Here is a 17,738-nt window from a genome sequence, read left to right as displayed (position 1 = left end):
TATACAGCATGCTACAAATCGCGTTACACAAGGTTGGTAATAAATCGAATGATGAAGGATATTTTATGTCGGACAGCCTGTTGCAGCCCGAAGAAGAAATCAAAGAGTTATTACAATCTTATTTTTTATCCTCTTTTAAGTTCGATACCCTTTATGAGTTCTATCATGAAACACAATTGAGCCTGAATGAGGTATTCACATATGCAAGCGCCATCTTTGAAAACCCGGATACGCTTCATGAGCAATCTGTGGCTATTGCCAAGCATTTATACCAGCAAAGTAATCATCCTAAAATAAAAGGCGGAGAGTTGTATGTCACCTTTTTCCCGGATTATACGTTTCAGGGAGAAAGCGTACCGGCAGTTGGTATTTTTAAATCGGAAAATAAAGATGTCTTTTTGAAAGTATATCCCAAGAACGAAAACTTCTCGATAGAAAAGCAGGAAGGGGTCAACATTAATAAACTGGATAAAGGTTGTCTTATTATTAAACGGGCAGGTGAAGAAGCTATGACGGTAGCCGTCGTGGATAACCTGAACAAATCGACTGAAGCACAGTATTGGCTGGACGAATTTTTAAGGGTGCAACAAATGCAAAACGAATATTTTCATACCGCACAAACGATGTCGATGTACAAAAATTTTGTGATGCAGGATCTGCCGCAGGCTTTTGATGTTTCCAAAGCCGACCAGGCCGATCTCCTCAATAGATCGGTGCAATACTTTAAAGAAAACGAGGCTTTTAATATGCAGGATTTTGAGCAGGAAGTGATGGCTCAACCCGATATTATCGACCGTTTTGCAAAATATAAGAACGAATTTGAACAACAATACGAAGTGCAGGTAGAGAATGAGTTTGATATTTCGGAATCGGCCTTTAAAAAACAAGCCCGTAGCTTTAAAAGTGTAATCAAGCTGGATAAAAATTTTCACATCTATATACACGGAGACCGGAATAAGCTAGAGCAGGGGATTGATGAAGAAGGCAGAAAGTACTATAAAATATTCTATGAAGTAGAGCAATAGGTATACCCTGGTATCATGGGTATAAGCACCGCAAAGGGAATTCATGTATGGATTCCCTTTGTTATTAGGGAACGCTGTATATTAGGGAAGGTGTATTAAGGAATATTGTCTTTACAAGACTAAGGATCAAGTTCCTTTTTACGTCTAATAGTAAGCATTCCATCATATGCGGTTTTTTCTGAAAAGCAATAACCTATTTTTAGTTTTATAAACCCCGATCACACGAATATGAAAAAACTATCCTTAACCCTCCTTTCCTTTACCGGACTTACTTTTCTTGTCTGGTTATGCTCTCTGGCATCTTGCCGGCAACAAAGCTATAATGTTATTTTAAAAGATATTAAGCTGAATACTTACCGGCTCTTACCCCCGGCAAGTACCGATCAAGACACCGTACTTCTTCCTCAGGGAGTGAGCGTAATGATCGATAGTTTCATGTTACGTTTTGAGACGAGTACTTATACCTACCTCGTAAAAAGCGCACCAATGCCAGCTTTGGGTAATACGGCCTATGCACTGACCATTGCGCCCGATAATTACAATCATATCGATAAAATTACCGATGTAAAGATTTTTACCCTCAATAATTATAACAGCAGCTATCCGGCGGGTGCCGATATTACAGCGATATGCAATTTTCATTACTATAATCTACGAACCTTGTCCGATCCCATAACCCTATCTGCTCTGTTGGAAAATGTATATGGCGATAACAGGATTGATCCCGTCAGTAGCTTTCAGTTCGGGATAGCGATACGCCAAAATCCTGATCTGGATAATGCCGTACACCAATTCCGCGCAGAGATCAGAACAGATAAAGGGGGTATTTTTATAGACACCACAACATCATTCCGCATAAAACGATAATCCTATGAAAAAAAATCTATTAATCGCTTTATTGGCCTTATTGTGTGTACCGGCATCGGCACAAAAGCAACGTAGAGACAGACCTGGGAATGTAAAACGACCGGGCAGTCTTCAATCCATTGTAGAGCTGGGCGTATATCAAAATATAAATGGGGTAGATTATCAATCTAATAAAGGCAATGTATTGAAACTCGACCCGGGCTTAGGCGCAGCTGCTGCCATTGGCATAAAAGGCAATAAAGGTGGTTTTGTATATCAGGTTACCTTCGGGGGCATGATGAACCATAGTGGTTTTTCCGTGACACAACCCCTTACAAAAACAAAACTGATGACGAGTAGTTTTACGAACTATTACCTCAACCTGAAATTTATGGCGGGTGCTACAGTCTATAGATCCCGCAAGGGAAGTAGTGTGGAGTTGCTTGCCGGATTTAACCTGATGGGTTCTCTGAAAAATAAGCGGTCTGTTACCGTTTTGTACGACGATTACACCCTGACTCCGGGTGGAACAGTATACCATACACCTATTGCCTATATCGACTACCGTTACGGTAAAACCAAGAACAGCGACGACTTTACCCCTTCTGTAGGCACCTTTCTGTTTACCCCTACCTATCAGACCGCTCCCTTATTCGGCGACTCCCGTTTAAGGATAGGACTAGAGTTTGCCACAAAGATTAATTCAGAAGAGACCGGCTATACCAATAGTGCCCTGGTTGCCTTATATCAGGGAAAGGGAGACCGTAGTCTGATCAGCGAAAGTAAGTATGAAGATATGCATCTACATATTGGCTTAGTTTTAGGACTTACTTTTTAAGCAGGAAATAATATATTTGTAGCACAAAGCCACAAAGCAGCATAATGGAACGCATACACAATTTACTACGTAAGATACAAGACCTATATTATAACAAGGAAGAGAAGCAAATCATCGATGTAGACCTGATGCTCGATTATACACGGGTGCTCTATGCCGACCTGCTTGAATGGAAAGACACTATACAGGATACTGCCAAGCCCAGTCCCGTTCTGGAACCAGAATCGGCGGTAGTGCCGGAGCCGGAAGTTATTGCGGAAGAGACGGTACCGAATACCGAAGAAACAGTAGCGGCAATAGAAGCGCCTGTTGATACAGAAGTGCCTACTGCTATTGCTACAGAAGAGACTACTCCGGCTCAATTGCCGGTAGAAGCTCCGGTATCGACAGAAGAAGTGAAGACTGAAGTGGCAGAAACGGAAGCCGCACTGAGTGCAGAAACCGAAGTGCAAGCCCCATCATCAGCTATAGAAAATGATGAGCCACTGGAAGTGCCGGAAGATGTAATTGAAAAAGAAGAAATACCGGTTGCCACACCAGCTGAAGCTGCCGTACCTGAGGCTGAAAAGGTGCAAACCGTGATCAATGACGATGATTATCCTGAATTGAGCGAAGTGCCTGTGCCTGCAGAAAAAAAAGAAGCCGTGCTTGCAGAAAAAACGGAAGACCCTGTGCATTCTGAAATTCATTTTGAATTACCGGTAGTGAATGATGAGGCTGTTAAGAGCTCGGTGACTGACTATGTATTCGAAAGACCCCGTAAAGACATTCGTTCCTTTATCGGCATCAACGATAAGTATCAGTTTATGAACGAACTTTTTGGGAATAATAAAACGGCCTACGAAGAAACGCTGGATAAGATTAATTTTTGCGGCAACCTGGCAGACGCAGAACGCTGGATCAGTAAAGAAGCCACCAAGCGGTATAACTGGTCAGAAGAAGATGTGACCTATTTGTCTCTGCTGGCAACAATTAAAAAATTCTACGCGTAGCAATATAATTTAAGATCAGTTCCGTTGCACCTTTGTTTTGAAGCACATAATTTTCTGTGGCTTGTAGGACAAAGGTGTATTTTTTTTCGTCTGCCTGCCATTGCGCGATCTGTGCCGCAAGGCCCTCACCCGAACTAAAATCATGTGCAGCGCCAAGAGCTATTAAATCCAAAGCCTCTTGGTAGCGGCTATAATTTGGCCCCCAACATAAAGCTTTGCCATACACTGCCGCTTCAATACTATTGTGGATTCCTGTTTTATTAAACCCCCCACCGATCCATACATAATCTGCATAACGATAGAGATAGGCCAGCATGCCCATAGAATCTACGATTGCTACTGTCGACTGCGCTAATCGTGAACTTTCAGAGATCAGGCAACAATCTGCACCAAATAAAGCTTGTATCTGTGCAATATGGGCCGCGTTTACCTCATGAGGGGCAATCAATAGCTTTACCCCTTTAGCACTTATTGCACTTAATGCATCCTTTAAGAGCTGCTCATCCTCCGGCCAGGTACTTCCGGCAATCAGCAATTGCCCTTGTTGTTTGAATTCCGGTACTTCAGGAATCGTTTTCGGGGTATTGGCAATCGTCAAGGCCCTGTCGATACGTGTGTCACCTGCCAGCGTCACCTGATCTATGCCGATACCCTGCAATAAAGTAACGGAAGATTGGGTCTGTACAAACAAATGATCAAAATAAGACAGCATCCGGCGATGAAGCCCGCCATACCATTTGAAAAAAGGATGGCGTTCCTGAAAAATGGTAGAAATAATAATGGTGTGTATGTGTTCACGGTGTAATGTGTTCAGGTAATGATACCAGAATTCATACTTTACAAATACGGCTAGTTTGGGTTGTACCAATGCGATAAAGCGTCTGGCATGGGCAGCCGTATCCAGAGGGAGATAATAGATATAATCAGCACCACTATATTGCTTACGTACCTCATAACCCGAGGGAGAGAAAAAGGTAAGTACAATAGACAAATCGGGATAAATGCTTTTGAGGGCTTCCATGACGGGCCTTCCCTGCTCAAACTCGCCCAGGCTCGCACAGTGAAACCATACGCTTTTACGCGATTCCCCTGCCATATCTGTGGCGATTTTCTGGAGAAGATGCTTTCTGCCTGCCGTAAACAGCCGTGCCTTAGGTTTGAAAAAAGCCAGCAGATATGCAGCAAGTGCATACAGCCTTATCGAAAGATTATATAAGAAAATGAGCAAAAACAAGATCAGAGATTTAGCGTTAATCCGTCATAAGCCAGGGCCATCCCTTCGGGTAGTTCCCGGTTGACTTCCTCATGCAAACCCAGTTGGTGGCTGATATGCGTAAAGTAAGTTTGCGTGGCGCCTACTTCCCGGGCAATCGCAATCGCCTGGGATAAGGTAAAATGAGAAATATGTTCTTCATGCCTTAATGCATTTAACACCAGTATTTTGGAACCTTTTATCTTTTCCAGCTCTTCGGGCGCAATATAATTGGCATCGGTGATATAGGTAAAGTCCCCGATCCGGTAACCATATACTTCCAGTTTATAATGTAAGGTTTTGATCGTTTTGAAAGTCAGATTACCCACTTCGAAATCCTGGCCTGATAGGGTATGAATTTTAAGTTGTGGTAAACCCGGGTACTGAAGATTGCTAAATGCGTAATGAAATTCCCTACGCAATACGGTTTCCGTGTCGGCATTGGCAAAAATGTCTATATCCTTTTGGGTCCAGTAGTTGTAAGCCCGTACATCATCTAAGCCTGCTACATGATCTTTATGTCCATGGGTAAAGACAATCCCGTCAAGTGTCTGTACCTTGGCGCGTAACATTTGGTATCGGAAGTCAGGACCGCTGTCGATTACCACACTGGTCTCTTCATTACGAAGCCATACGGCCGAACGCAATCGGTTATCTTTAGGGTCGGCAGAAGTGCATACCGCACACGTGCAACCAATCATGGGTACACCCTGTGAGGTTCCGGTGCCTAAGAAAGTAATATTCACAAACAAGCTTTGGATTAAAGATTTAATTCAGATTGTACCGAACCCGTATTGGATTGAGGGTTTTGGACTAACTGTCCATACCACTTTTGCATCTCTCCGCTTAGGGTCTGCTCGTCGATACGGATAGAAGGTAGTATTTCTACCAGCGCATTGATCCTTCCTTCAATATTGAGAAATTTGTTGATCACGACCACCTTTTTATGCTCCAAAACACAATAGCCTGAAGAAAAAGTACCCTTTTCGTAGCGCACAATATACTTGGCCTCATCGAAGAGTTGCTCCATTTTCTTTAAAGTGTTTGGTGTATATTTGAAACTCATAAAATGTTGTAATACCGATGTTCCGTAATGTGTTCAGAATATTATCCGATAAAGGTAGTAAAGTTCTCTTAATTGTGCTGTTTTCTTTACCAAATACACAAAAGGCCCTTGCGCAACATTATGAAGAAGGGAATAGACTCGTAGGCGGTTTACTCGGGGGAGCCAATTTCTCACAGGTAGATGGTGATGGCTATAAAGGCTACAATAAAATCAGTCCTTCCGGTGGGGGTATTCTGTATTTTCCGATCAGCAATGCCGATCTGCCTTTTGACGGTACACTGGCCTGGAGTATGGAAGTATTATACAGTGGAAAAGGGGCTTATGGTTCCGGTGCGTCTGTGTCACCGGTATTGAAAAGCCAGAAAATTTCACTGACCTATGCCGAATTACCCTTACAACTAAACTATTGGAGAGGGCCACGCAAAAGCATTTACGGTGCCGGCTTTGCCATAGGATACCTGGGTGCCTCAGAAGAAAAGATCAATACCATAAGTGGTCAAACTTATCAATTCCCTTTCCGGAAGCTGGACATCAGTTTCCTCCTCACGGCAAATTTCCATATTGGCTATGGCTTTTTCATATCCCCCAGGTTTCAATACTCCCTCGTATCGATCAGGAAAAAGAATGCCGCCCTGAGTAGTTTTGGACGGGAAGAACAGTTTAATAATGTGTGGGGCATCAAACTTATGTACTTATTTAACGTAAAAGCAGCCTATTAGCACCTAATAAGTCCGTCAAAATCAAAGTATAATACAGACCACTCAGAAGTAGTCTTTGTTTTTTGTAAAATATTGATTATCAGTATATTATTTCTATATTTCCCATGCAGACAAGCCTGTGATTTAAGGTGCATTGCGCGTTAAAGTACTCATAAATTAAACCGGGAAGGCACTTTCTTAGTCAAAGCCATCGTTATTTTGTACCCACGTTTAGCAATAAGCGGGATAAACAAACAAACAAACAAAAACAAAATAGAAATAATATGAAAAAAATCATGCTATCAGCAGTAGCTTTAGCTGCATTAGGAACAACAGTAAATGCACAAAGTGTAAGATTCGGGATTAAAGGCGGCGCCAACTTTAGTACGGCAGCCGTAGAAAACACTACTTTCGATACGAAAGCCCCTTTTGGGATTGGTGGCTATGCAGGTGGTCTTGCGGAATTTTCTTTCAAGAAACCAAGCGATAAGTTTAAAGCACAGTTAGAGGTTAACTATGATTTTTACAATCTTAGAACTAAATACGCCACACCTACAGGTGATGTGATCGGCATCAACAGGGTTCATGCTATTAGTGTTCCTTTGGTTGGAAAATACTTTATTACACCTTCTTTCAGCGTATTCTTAGGCCCTTCCTTTAATTTTAACCTGGCCTCTAATGCGAACACTAAATCCGGTTCCGTAAAGAGTGATAAATTGTCTACTAAGGACGATCTGAACACTTTTCAGTTAGGTGGTGTTGTGGGTGCAAACTATTATATCGTGAAAGGCTTTTTTGTAGAAGCAAGGTATAATTACATTACTCCGGAATTATATAAGAGCTCCCGCAACGTAAGTGATTTTGGTGCCATCCATAACATTCAGGTTGGGGTAGGATACAAATTCTAAAATATTTTTACACAATATTTCTGAATAAACAGCCGGTCATTGATATGATCGGCTGTTTATGTGTTACGGAGATAAGAGACCGTTTGTGCCGGCAAGGGCTGTTTGCGGATAAGCAGCAATATCTTATTGTATTTGATTATTTTTACGCCATGATTCGTTATCTCTTGGGCATGCTCACTACAGGCATCCTTGTTTCCTTCAATACGGCCGCGCAAAGGCTGAACATAGGCTTAGAAGCCGGTATACCGATGACTATTGCTCGTATGAACTTTGCCGGTAGTGATGCTTTTGAGCAAAAGAGAGTAATTCAAGCAGGCTTTACAGCAGGCCCTCTTCTTGAATATCGGCTGTCAGCACAGCTTCGATTAGAGTCGGGTATTTTAGTATCTCTCAACCGGCATCAAAACAAATATACCAATACGACAACACAGATCACCCTGACCAATACGGTAACGACCTTGTCGCTGCCACTATTATTAAAATATCCTTTATCCCCCAAAATAGACGTCAGTGCAGGAGGTATTGCCCTGTTTCCGCTACACAGTACCCAGCAATCTCTGGTAACCGTAAATGGGGATCGGTATACATCCCGGAATGCTACAAAGTCGATTACACGCTCCTTTATGCCTGCAGTTCAGGCAGGGCTTGGTTACCGTATAAACGCCCATTGGCATCTGAATGCTCAGTACCAGATCATGCCAAATGGCTATTTTGAGAGACCCAATTACAATAACCAGTATTTCGGCACGGTGCATACCCTGATTCTTGGGCTTCGTTATTGGAAAAATTGATACATACTTAAGCATAAACTAAGGCTTCAGTGGGCAACATTACCCTACATTTGTAACTCAAATTATAACTATAGATTTTATGGAATATCGCAAAATGGGTAATACCGGCTTACAATTAAGCCTCCTGTCATTTGGTTCATGGGTTACGTTTCACAAACAGATCGACGATTCTATTTCAGATCGTTTGATGAGCGTTGCTTACGAAAACGGGATCAACTTTTTTGATAATGCGGAAGTATATGCCTTAGGGGAATCTGAGAAAATGATGGGCCGGGTGCTGAAAACCAAAAATTGGGATCGCAGTTCCTATGTACTGTCCAGCAAAGTTTTTTTTGGATGGAGAGGAAATGATAATAAACCCAACCAACATGGTTTAGGTCGTAAGCATATTATGGAAGCCTGTGATGAGGCTTTACAAAGATTACAGGTCGAATATTTAGACTTATATTTCTGTCATCGTCCCGACAAAAATGTACCTATAGAAGAGGTGGTTCGTAGTATGAATACCCTCATTCAACAAGGCAAGATTTTCTATTGGGGCACCAGCGAATGGAGTGGGGTAGAGATCATGGAAGCACATGCTGTGGCACAACGCTTGGGTCTGGAAGGCCCCAAAATGGAACAGCCCGAGTACAACCTGTTCAATCGCCACAAAATGGAACAGGAATATGCACAGATTTTTAAAACAGTAGGGATGGGTACCACGATTTGGAGTCCCCTCGCTTCCGGTTTGCTTACAGGTAAATATAACGACGGTATTCCCGAAGATTCCCGTTTAGCTTTAGATGGTTTTGAATGGTTAAAAGACAAAACACTGACCGATAACAAACTGCAAGATGTAAGAAACCTCAAAAAAATTGCCGATGATTTGGGTACTTCTTTAGCTACCCTGAGTATGGCCTGGTGTATTGCCAATCCAAATGTAACTACCGCTATCGTTGGGGCGACAAAAGAAGCACAACTTATAGAGAACCTGAAAGCATTAGAGGTTATGCCCCTTTTGACAGCCGAGGTATTAGACCAGATTGATGTTATAATGGGCACCAAGCCGGTACAGCCGCAATTCTAAATAATCATTACCATAACAAAGGGATACCACTATCACACATAGTAGTATCCCTTTGTTTATTAATTAATGTCCGTTTGCTCAAAGCTGCATCCATATATTCTTCTGCCTTTTCCTCCTTGCAGTACAGGGATTTATTTTTAGTTTTCTCGCTCAGCGCGCATCGCCTTGAAAAGACAAAAAGGTGTTCCTTATTACATATTAATATAGCCCTTCTACTTTCCTTTTCTTATTATTCCAACAATAAGAGCAATCTTCCTGCATCAATGCTGCATAAACAACCATAGCGGCCATAACACAAAAGCATTATAAACTTTTATACAATCCTATGCGAAAGCTAATGGATAAGTATTGGATGCCTTTTCATATATTTTCTGAGTGACATTCCTATTCACCAAAGTGAGCAGTAACAATATACCATTCAAAAGACAAAGTGGGATGAAATAGTGTTGCGCCTTTGCAAAATAGTTGTCATTAAAGAAGTAATCCATAATTAAAGTCACAGAAGGGTAGCCGAAAACGCCGATAAAATAGTAGGGTTGCCGTACGATTCGGCTGATGAGCGGTTGTGTCGGTCGTTTATAACGATAATGCAGGTAAATGGGCATACTGATCTCATAAAGGAGGACCGCCACAGAACTATAAAAAGAAAGGTGCCCAGCAGCATAGCATCGGTTTGGAAGTAATGATATATAGTGAAAGGTATTACGAGCAGGAATAAGGTGAAGAGTATCTTAGGAAGCGTGAAATAGGCGCGGAACGCCTGGAAGTAATACTTTCGATGTGCCGCTTCCAATGATTTTTCTTTAGCAATAATGATATTGCGAAACCCGGTTTTGCCAAAACCCTGGTAAACTTCGTTTAAGGCTTGTTCAAAGCCTAAACCGGGACGATGGTGTATCTGCTGTTCGATTGCATTCGCGAGGTGATCTACCAGCTCTATCTGTACATCATAATAACGGATATAATGTTGCCGGCAAAAAAGAAATAAAACGTCTATCTGTTGTTCTGTCAAGGGTACCATCAGAATTAGATTTGAGCAGGTTTACTTAATAATTGTAAGGTTTCGATAAAGTTGGAGAGTTCCTGAAACGCTTTTTGCTGTGCCGTATGGCCTTTAGACGTAAGTTTATAATATTTGCGGGGTCTGTTGCCGATATATTCCAGTTCTGCCTGCAGGATGCCTTCTTCCTCCAAGCGGTGCAACAAGGGGTAAAGCGCTCCCTCTGTGATCACAAATTCACCTTTGGTCTGTTCTTTGACCATCATCGTGAGTTCATAACCATACATTCTTTTATGCTCCTGCAATAGCTTTAAGATGATTGGCTCCAGGCATCCTTTATAAAGCGCGCGTTTATTCATAGGGTATATTTTGATAAAAATACATTATTTATAGATACATTGGTAACTTATGTATTTGGTTTTATAAAAAAGGTTGCGCGCNNGCGCGCAACCTTTTTTATAAAATATACAATTATAATCCTACTTTAGTCAATTCCAGTTCCATAAAAGCTTTTAATTCCTTTATATAATCCGCATCAAAACTGAATTTGATACCTGCTGTTTCATATAACTGGGGAAGTGTCTTGGTATAACCCAAAGACAAGGCGTTCAGATATCGCTCCAAGGTTTCTTCCTTATTACCCTTATATTGACGCCACATGGCTACTGCACCTAACTGGGCAATACCGTATTCAATATAATAAAAAGGAACCTCAAATAAGTGTAACTGTTTTTGCCAATTGGCTTCAAAATAGGGTTCTAAACCAGAGCGGTCAATATTGGCCGGAGCAAACTCATTGAAAATTGCCTTCCATGCGTCGGTACGTGCTGCTACCGAATGTCCCGGATGCGTATATAACCAATGTTGGAATTTATCGATCGTCGCGATCCAGGGCAATACATCAATCACACGCTCCAGTTCCTCTTGCTTCGCTTTTAGTAAATCGTCCGCATCTGGTAAAAAAGTCTCCCAGTAATCCATAGAAAACAATTCCATACTCATACTCGCCAATTCGGCAATCTCCATCGGATATTCCTTAAAAGAACTTAAGGGTAGATGATGCGACTGGAAAGAATGGATCGCATGGCCACCTTCATGCATCATAGTGATCACATCATTGATGGTGCCTACCGCATTCATGAAAATGAAAGGAACACCCGTTTCTGCTAAAGGACAGTTGTAGCCACCCGGAGCCTTACCAATTCTGCTATCAAGATCCAGGCGTTTCTTTTGCTGCATTACCAGTAAACATTCCCCAAAGTAAGGACCCAATTGGTTGAATACCTGTATGCTTTTCTCAAGCATTTCCTGTCCATTATGGAAAGGCTTCAGCGGTTGTTCCCCTTCGGCAACGGCATCCACATCATAAGGTTTCAATTCAGACAAGCCTAAATGCTTTCTGCGATGCTCTAATAAACGTTCTTGTAAAGGAAGAATATGCTTCTTAATCGCTTCGTGGAATTGATAACAATCCTCCGGAGTGTAATCAAAACGGCCCAAAGCCTTAAACTTATAATCCCTGTAATTATCAAACCCCGCGTTCAAGGCCACCTGATGACGCAGTGCCAGCAACTGATCAAACAATTCATCCAGTACCTTCCGGTCCTCGAGTCTTCGTTCATTTACTGCGGTAAAAACATTTTTTCTCAGCTCCCTGTCCGGTTCCTGTAAAAATTTGGCTGCTTGCTGCAAAGTATACGTTTGTTCTTTGACCACTACCGTCATCTTGGAAGAGATCACTCCATATTGCTGTTGCAGTACGCTTAATTGTGCTTCCAATGCCACATTCTCCTCACGGTATAAGCTCAGTGCATTCTCAACCTGTCTTAAAAAAGGAAAATAAACTTCCTGATCCAGCAATTTGGTAAAAGGAGAGGCTACCAGTTTTTGTTGCAGGGTATTGGTATAAGACTTTAGTTTCGGTTCTATTTCCAGACAAAAATAATTGAAGGCTTCTTCCAGAGCAGGATCCGTTGTGTCGCAAGTCATCCTGATCTGTCTCCAGCAGGCATCTTCACTAATTACTGCCTCTAATTCGCTCCATTGCTGCAACCAGGATTCCAGTTGTTCTTTACTTTCAATAGAAGTATCAATAAGTGTCGTAAAATAAGGTGCTATAGCTTCCCAGGTAGTAACCTCAAATTGTTCCGGTAAAAACAATCTTTTAGCCGGTTGTATATTCGCGTCAGATGGCATAAATTTTTAATTTTCACAAAAGTAAAAAAACCATACAAATTGTATGGTTTTTTATCAATAGTTTATAATAAGTATTAGAACTTAGGACAAGCAAAGTTGTATCTCTTTTTAACAATCTTGTCAATGATGCCATTGTATGTGGCAGATACCTCTACCGCACCCTGACCACCGGTTGCTTGTTGGAATTTAGAAACGTTTACATCATAAGTAAATCCGATTTGCCATTTAGACCATTCGATACCTACATAAGGAGCGATCGCATCATTGTAACGATACCAGGCACCTAAATAGAATGTTGTGTTTTTGGTATCTTCATCATTATAAGGATTCAAGATAAAACCAACCGCACCGCCAATCAGGTATTCCCATGCTTTACCTTGTTGTTGATACATAGTACTCAAATAAGCAACGGTATGAGAGTTTAAGTTCATTGCACCACCTACATAAGCGGTATAACGGGAGTTGATTTTAGTCGATACGGTGTTCGACATATTGGTAAATTTCTCAGAAGGTCTTGTTAAGTGATAATAAGAAACGCCACCATAAAGCATCGTATTCTCGGTTACCTGACCAGAGTATAATACGCCCACGTTGAAATCGGGATAAGTCAGATCAGCATTCGCCAAACCTTCACCTGAAGTACCTTTTAAATATACCTCTGGTCTGCCGAAATCAATTTCATTACCAAAAATCAGGTTGTCAAAGCGAATTGACTTACTCACTAAAGACCCCTGAACACCCAAAGAGATTCTATGGTTTTTTTCAGTGCCTAAAGCCTTGTGATACGCTAAAGAAAGGGAGCTGGTAATGTTTTGTAAAGCACCTGAACCGGCTTTATCATATAATACCTGCAAACCGAAACCGGCTGCATCACCTTCCGGTAATTTTCCTTTTAAAATAGGCATATCATAAGATAAAGCACCACCTGTATAAGGGTTATTTGTTACCGTATACCATTGGGTCCGGGCAATTGCACTAAAACGGTAATCACCATTTGTAAGGCCTGTATGTGCCGGATTCAATGTTAAGGGAGATGCAAAATATTGAGTGAAATGGGAGTCTTGGGCAAATGAGGTCCCCACATTCATGCATAATAGAGCCGTAGATATACTAAATAAAAATTTCTTCATCTAAAGAGTAATTTTTTTGGGTGATAGTTGAACACTTGTACCTGCTGTAATTAAAATTACAAGAATTCATTCACAATACTATAACTTTTTCTTTAAATTTCCTAGTATAGTAATGAAAAATATTTATTACATTTTTTAAAATTGGAGTTTGCTTCCGAAAGACAGGTCACCTGCATCACCCAGCCCCGGTACAATGTATCCCTTGGCGGTTAATTCATCATCAATGTCACCGGCCCAGATATGCGCTTCCGGGAACTTGCGCAGTACATTGTCAATACCTTCCGAGCAGGAAATTACCGTCGCGATATGAATGCTTTTGGGTTTGCCGAATTCCAGTAAACCTTCAATGGCCAGGATCAGAGAAGCGCCTGTCGCCAGCATAGGATCTGCTATAATCAGCGTCTTCCCATCCAAATCGGGGCAGGTTACATAATGTTGCTCGATCTCAAAAGTACCATCTGCTTTATTATGTTTTCGGTAAGCGGCTATAAAAGCACAGTCCGATTGATCAAAATAGTTCAGCAATCCCTGATGCAGCGGAATGCCCGCCCTTAAGATGGTGGCCAGAATAGGCTGTTCCACAATCGTCTCCACTTGTTTGTTGCCCAAAGGGGTGGTGGTCTCTGTATGTGTATATTCCAGTGTTTTACTGATTTCATAGGCAATGATTTCGCCTACGCGTTCCGTATTCCTTCTGAAACGCATCCGATCCTGCTGAATATCAACAGCTCTTATTTCGTGCATCCATTGTGACAAGAGAGAATGCTGATGACTTAAATTGATAATCATGCTTAAGGATAATATTAGGCATGCAAAATATATATTTCTGACTAGTTAAGCAAATCGTATCCATGATGCTTCTGTAATATTTTAAACTTTTTGCAAATAAATTATTCTATAATTTTACATTATTATAATCACACCTCCATCAAACGAGCTTTAAGAATATGAATAAGAAATATACAGGATATGCGGGCTTGCTTTTTTTTGCCATGCTTTTTGGTCAAAAAATAATGGCCCAGGATAAAAAAGGGGTGAATGATACCATTGTCACCTATGGTGCCGTGCTGGGGCAGGATACCTTACCCTATTTTTATTTGCAGGAAGTAGCCGTATTGTCGACTTATCTGGACAAAAATAAAAGTGACCGCATGGCAAGATTAAGGTATAATGTTATGACGGTGTGGCCCTATGCCGTAGCTGCGGCGAAAGTCTTGAAGGACGTCGATATCGAAGCCTTAAAGGCAGATGGCAGAAGGGATAAAAAACAATACCTGAAATCGGTAGAAAACCAGTTGAATGCGCAATTTAAAGATAAACTGAAAAATTTATCGACCACTCAGGGCTCGATTCTTGTAAAACTCATTAACCGGCAAACCGGCCGGGATTGTTATTCCATCATTAAAGAACTGAAAGGAGGGCTGAATGCCCGTATTTCCCAAACGGTGTCTTACTTTTTTGATAATGATCTTAAAGCACAATATGATCCCTATAATAAGGATAAGGACATTGAAGCAATTGTACAGGATATCGAGTCAAAATATTATTTTAACCGGGTACCTGAGGTGCAAATTCGGAAAATAAAATAGGAATAAATATAATTTTTAATTCTTTGTTATAGCTTAAACCGGTAGGTGTTTGACATACCGATTTAAGCTATTTTTGCGTCATGAAAGTTAATGTAATGGCTATCGGAGCACATCCGGATGATGTAGAATTAGGCTGTGCAGGCACGCTGTATAATCATGTCAGAAAAGGGCAAAAAGTGGCCATCGTCGACCTTACAGAGGGTGAATTAGGCTCCAGGGGAACGATCGCTACAAGATATACAGAAGCGGCTGCAGCTAGTGCTGTGCTGCAACTTTCTTATCGCCATAACCTGAAAATGGAAGATGGTTTTTTTGAACTGAACAGAGCAAATATCCTCAAAATAGTACAGATACTTCGTTTACATCAACCCGATGTGGTGCTTGCCAACGCGCCTTCCGATCGTCATCCCGATCATGGCAGGGCAGCGGCATTGATCAGAGATGCCGCATTTTTAAGTGGCCTGATCAAGATCGAAACCGAGTGGGAAGGGAAGCCGCAAGAGCCCTGGCGCCCGAAAAGGGTATTTCATTATATTCAGGATCGCTTTCTGGAGCCTAGTTTTATTGTAGATGTCAGCGAGAGTATGGAGGTGAAGATGGAATCGGTTAAATGTTATGGAACACAATTCTTTAGCGAAAGTAATGATGGGGCACCGGTTACATATATTTCCAGTGAAAAATTTCTGGATAAAATAAAGGATCGTGCTTCTCTACTCGGAAAACGCATAGGCGTGACTTATGGAGAAGGCTTTATTTCAGATACGAATCTTGGTATTGCAGACCTGGACCAGCTTTTGTACCCTGAAATTGCCTAACCAATAAAAAAATAAATATTTTATTAAAAAAATTTGGCTGGGTAAAATAAAAGTCGCACCTTTGCAGTCCAAAAAAATAAACATTCGTAAGATATGGCACGTGTATGTCAGGTAACCGGAAAAAAGCCTATTACAGGTCACAAAGTCTCTTTCTCTAACAAGAAATCAAAACGTCGTTTTTTGCCTAATCTGCAAGTAAAACGTTTCTTTTTAGTAGAAGAAGATCGTTGGGTGACGCTGAAAGTATCATCTGATGCAATCCGTACAATTAACAAAAAAGGACTTTTAGCAGTTGTGAAAGATTTGCGTGCTAAGGGTGTAGCAATTTAATTTAGTTTAAAATTTAAAAATATTTACTGAGATGGCTAAGAAAGGCAATCGTGTTCAGGTTATTTTAGAGTGCACAGAGCATAAGAATTCTGGAATGGCAGGAACAAGTCGTTATATCACAGTTAAGAATAAGAAAAATACGCCTGAGCGTATTGAGTTGAAAAAATACAACTCTATTCTTCAAAAAGTAACTGTACACAAAGAAATTAAATAATTAATTTTGTTTGATAGGTTACTATCATTCTTAAAAACGTATTAAAAATGGCAAAAGCAGCGAAAACCGCGATTAAGAAAGATCCTAATGCTAACTTGGATGCGAAAAATTACACTAAAGTAATTAAAACTGTACGCAGTCCTAAGTCTGGCGCTTATACTTTTAAAGAAGCGATTATCCATAAAGATAAAGTAAACGATTATTTAGCTAAAAAATAATTGAATCTTTAAGAGTTTAAATAAACTTATTTTTTAGTGCAGATATTGTTTCTGCACTAAATTTTTTTTGTACTTTTGAGTAAGGTCATATTGAAAACGAGTAGTTTTTTCAATATGATTTTTTGTGTATAATACTTGTGTATATTTGAAAGCCCTTTATCAATGTTTTCTTACATCCTTATCGCTATTGCCATATTGCTTGTAGCACTGTTTGCTTTTAAAAATAAATTCTTTCCTAAAAAGGGCCTTTCTCCTAAAGAACAGGCCGCATTAAGCATGGATGACCGGTACAATATCCATAGAAAAGATAAGGAACTGGAGTTAGATGACTTGCTCGAAAAAATTAATGACAAAGGTTTGCAAAGCCTGTCTAAAAAAGAAAAACAGCGTTTGGAGGAATTGTCTCAATGAAGAGGCACGATACGTCTTTAAAACCCATAGCAGCTATACTGTTATGGGTTCTTATTTTTTTGACTATCGTTTCTTTTATAGCTTGTTTCCAAATATATTATGTGCTGAACAGCCCTATTTTGCCACAAGCGGTTGTCTGGGATGTTGTCCTCCCTTTCTTGATCAAAGGAACAATGCTCATGCTCTTGTCAATCGTGGCCGCATACTTTCTTCTACGGCGGCGCTACCAAAACGTGCTGATTTTATCGGGCATCAGCCTGCAGATCCATTTTATTTCCGAACTCTTCTTAACAACAGCAGGATAGATTATCTAAAATAGCTTATTTTTATAGCTTGTCAAATGTACTTTA

At 40.8% G+C, this 17,738-nt stretch carries 22 protein-coding genes; 14 read left to right on the top strand and 8 right to left on the bottom strand.

All coding sequences use genetic code 11. The annotated features are described in order from the left end of the window. The first annotated feature begins 8 nt into the window (after positions 1 to 8). From DBR32_RS05075 to DBR32_RS05060, 4 genes are all read left to right on the top strand, one after another. A complete protein-coding gene (locus DBR32_RS05075) occupies positions 9 to 1,025 on the top strand; it encodes a nucleoid-associated protein (protein WP_124635221.1) in 1,017 nt (338 codons plus the stop codon). Between the two features lie 228 nt (positions 1,026 to 1,253). Then, positions 1,254 to 1,892 carry a DUF5034 domain-containing protein gene (locus DBR32_RS05070; RefSeq protein ID WP_124635220.1) on the top strand — a complete coding sequence of 213 codons (639 nt, stop codon included), beginning with the start codon at positions 1,254 to 1,256 and terminating at the stop codon, positions 1,890 to 1,892. A 4-nt stretch (positions 1,893 to 1,896) separates the two neighbouring features. Further along, positions 1,897 to 2,709, top strand: a complete 813-nt coding sequence (locus tag DBR32_RS05065) for a hypothetical protein (RefSeq protein ID WP_124635219.1) — start codon at positions 1,897 to 1,899, stop codon at positions 2,707 to 2,709. Positions 2,710 to 2,753: 44 nt separating this feature from the next. Beyond that, positions 2,754 to 3,701, top strand: coding sequence for a hypothetical protein (locus DBR32_RS05060; protein WP_124635218.1), 948 nt, complete (start codon positions 2,754 to 2,756; stop codon positions 3,699 to 3,701). Here DBR32_RS05060 and DBR32_RS05055 read toward each other — a convergent pair. The 3 genes from DBR32_RS05055 to DBR32_RS05045 form a co-directional block, all read right to left on the bottom strand. Next, positions 3,682 to 4,797: a 3-deoxy-D-manno-octulosonic acid transferase gene (locus DBR32_RS05055; protein ID WP_124635217.1), complete on the bottom strand. Its 1,116-nt coding sequence runs from the start codon at positions 4,795 to 4,797 to the stop codon at positions 3,682 to 3,684. The genes DBR32_RS05060 and DBR32_RS05055 overlap by 20 nt on opposite strands. 140 nt (positions 4,798 to 4,937) lie before the next feature. After that, a complete protein-coding gene (locus DBR32_RS05050; RefSeq protein ID WP_124635216.1) occupies positions 4,938 to 5,699 on the bottom strand; it encodes an MBL fold metallo-hydrolase in 762 nt (253 codons plus the stop codon). A gap of 14 nt (positions 5,700 to 5,713) precedes the next feature. Next, positions 5,714 to 6,019, bottom strand: a complete 306-nt coding sequence (locus DBR32_RS05045; protein WP_124635215.1) for a hypothetical protein — start codon at positions 6,017 to 6,019, stop codon at positions 5,714 to 5,716. Positions 6,020 to 6,048: 29 nt separating this feature from the next. On the opposite strand from DBR32_RS05045, the gene DBR32_RS05040 reads away from it, so the two are divergent. The 4 genes from DBR32_RS05040 (at position 6,049) to DBR32_RS05025 (ending at position 9,485) form a co-directional block, all read left to right on the top strand. Beyond that, positions 6,049 to 6,738 carry an outer membrane beta-barrel protein gene (locus tag DBR32_RS05040; RefSeq protein ID WP_158605915.1) on the top strand — a complete coding sequence of 230 codons (690 nt, stop codon included), beginning with the start codon at positions 6,049 to 6,051 and terminating at the stop codon, positions 6,736 to 6,738. A 263-nt stretch (positions 6,739 to 7,001) separates the two neighbouring features. Then, a complete protein-coding gene (locus tag DBR32_RS05035) occupies positions 7,002 to 7,625 on the top strand; it encodes a porin family protein (RefSeq protein ID WP_124635213.1) in 624 nt (207 codons plus the stop codon). 44 nt (positions 7,626 to 7,669) lie between these two features. Then, positions 7,670 to 8,416 (top strand): outer membrane beta-barrel protein, encoded by a 747-nt coding sequence (locus DBR32_RS05030; RefSeq protein ID WP_124635212.1) that lies wholly within the window; start codon positions 7,670 to 7,672, stop codon positions 8,414 to 8,416. 79 nt (positions 8,417 to 8,495) lie between these two features. After that, positions 8,496 to 9,485: an aldo/keto reductase gene (locus DBR32_RS05025; RefSeq protein WP_124635211.1), complete on the top strand. Its 990-nt coding sequence runs from the start codon at positions 8,496 to 8,498 to the stop codon at positions 9,483 to 9,485. A gap of 496 nt (positions 9,486 to 9,981) precedes the next feature. Here the strand turns inward: DBR32_RS05025 and DBR32_RS05020 are convergent, their stop codons facing one another. From DBR32_RS05020 to upp, 5 genes are all read right to left on the bottom strand, one after another. Further along, positions 9,982 to 10,506: a hypothetical protein gene (locus DBR32_RS05020; protein WP_124635210.1), complete on the bottom strand. Its 525-nt coding sequence runs from the start codon at positions 10,504 to 10,506 to the stop codon at positions 9,982 to 9,984. A 5-nt stretch (positions 10,507 to 10,511) separates the two neighbouring features. Further along, positions 10,512 to 10,844: a PadR family transcriptional regulator gene (locus tag DBR32_RS05015; protein ID WP_124635209.1), complete on the bottom strand. Its 333-nt coding sequence runs from the start codon at positions 10,842 to 10,844 to the stop codon at positions 10,512 to 10,514. A gap of 112 nt (positions 10,845 to 10,956) precedes the next feature. Next, a complete protein-coding gene (locus tag DBR32_RS05010) occupies positions 10,957 to 12,681 on the bottom strand; it encodes a M3 family oligoendopeptidase (RefSeq protein WP_124635208.1) in 1,725 nt (574 codons plus the stop codon). A gap of 74 nt (positions 12,682 to 12,755) precedes the next feature. After that, positions 12,756 to 13,811, bottom strand: a complete 1,056-nt coding sequence (locus DBR32_RS05005; RefSeq protein WP_124635207.1) for a PorP/SprF family type IX secretion system membrane protein — start codon at positions 13,809 to 13,811, stop codon at positions 12,756 to 12,758. Between the two features lie 135 nt (positions 13,812 to 13,946). Next, positions 13,947 to 14,600: a uracil phosphoribosyltransferase gene (gene upp / locus DBR32_RS05000; protein WP_124635206.1), complete on the bottom strand. Its 654-nt coding sequence runs from the start codon at positions 14,598 to 14,600 to the stop codon at positions 13,947 to 13,949. A 158-nt stretch (positions 14,601 to 14,758) separates the two neighbouring features. On the opposite strand from upp, the gene DBR32_RS04995 reads away from it, so the two are divergent. The 6 genes from DBR32_RS04995 to DBR32_RS04970 all read left to right on the top strand — a co-directional run bounded on the left by DBR32_RS04995 (position 14,759) and on the right by DBR32_RS04970 (position 17,388). Continuing rightward, positions 14,759 to 15,400: a DUF4294 domain-containing protein gene (locus tag DBR32_RS04995; protein ID WP_124635205.1), complete on the top strand. Its 642-nt coding sequence runs from the start codon at positions 14,759 to 14,761 to the stop codon at positions 15,398 to 15,400. A gap of 80 nt (positions 15,401 to 15,480) precedes the next feature. After that, on the top strand, positions 15,481 to 16,215 hold the full coding sequence (bshB1, locus tag DBR32_RS04990) for a bacillithiol biosynthesis deacetylase BshB1 (RefSeq protein WP_124635204.1): 735 nt from the start codon (positions 15,481 to 15,483) through the stop codon (positions 16,213 to 16,215). A gap of 93 nt (positions 16,216 to 16,308) precedes the next feature. Beyond that, a complete protein-coding gene (rpmB, locus tag DBR32_RS04985; protein ID WP_124635203.1) occupies positions 16,309 to 16,545 on the top strand; it encodes a 50S ribosomal protein L28 in 237 nt (78 codons plus the stop codon). Between the two features lie 31 nt (positions 16,546 to 16,576). Then, complete coding sequence (gene rpmG / locus DBR32_RS04980) at positions 16,577 to 16,759, top strand: 50S ribosomal protein L33 (RefSeq protein WP_124635202.1); 183 nt, start codon at positions 16,577 to 16,579, stop codon at positions 16,757 to 16,759. Between the two features lie 47 nt (positions 16,760 to 16,806). Next, entirely contained in the window at positions 16,807 to 16,977 is a 171-nt protein-coding gene (locus DBR32_RS04975) for a DUF4295 domain-containing protein (RefSeq protein ID WP_124635201.1), read from the top strand. 162 nt (positions 16,978 to 17,139) lie between these two features. Further along, entirely contained in the window at positions 17,140 to 17,388 is a 249-nt protein-coding gene (locus tag DBR32_RS04970) for a DUF6576 domain-containing protein (RefSeq protein ID WP_124635200.1), read from the top strand. Positions 17,389 to 17,738: the final 350 nt, after the last annotated feature.

The organism is Taibaiella sp. KBW10 (assembly GCF_003852495.1).
In the GTDB taxonomy this organism is placed as follows: domain Bacteria; phylum Bacteroidota; class Bacteroidia; order Chitinophagales; family Chitinophagaceae; genus Edaphocola.
The sequence above is the reverse complement of the archived record's forward strand: the minus strand, read 5'-3'. Positions and strand labels throughout refer to the sequence as shown.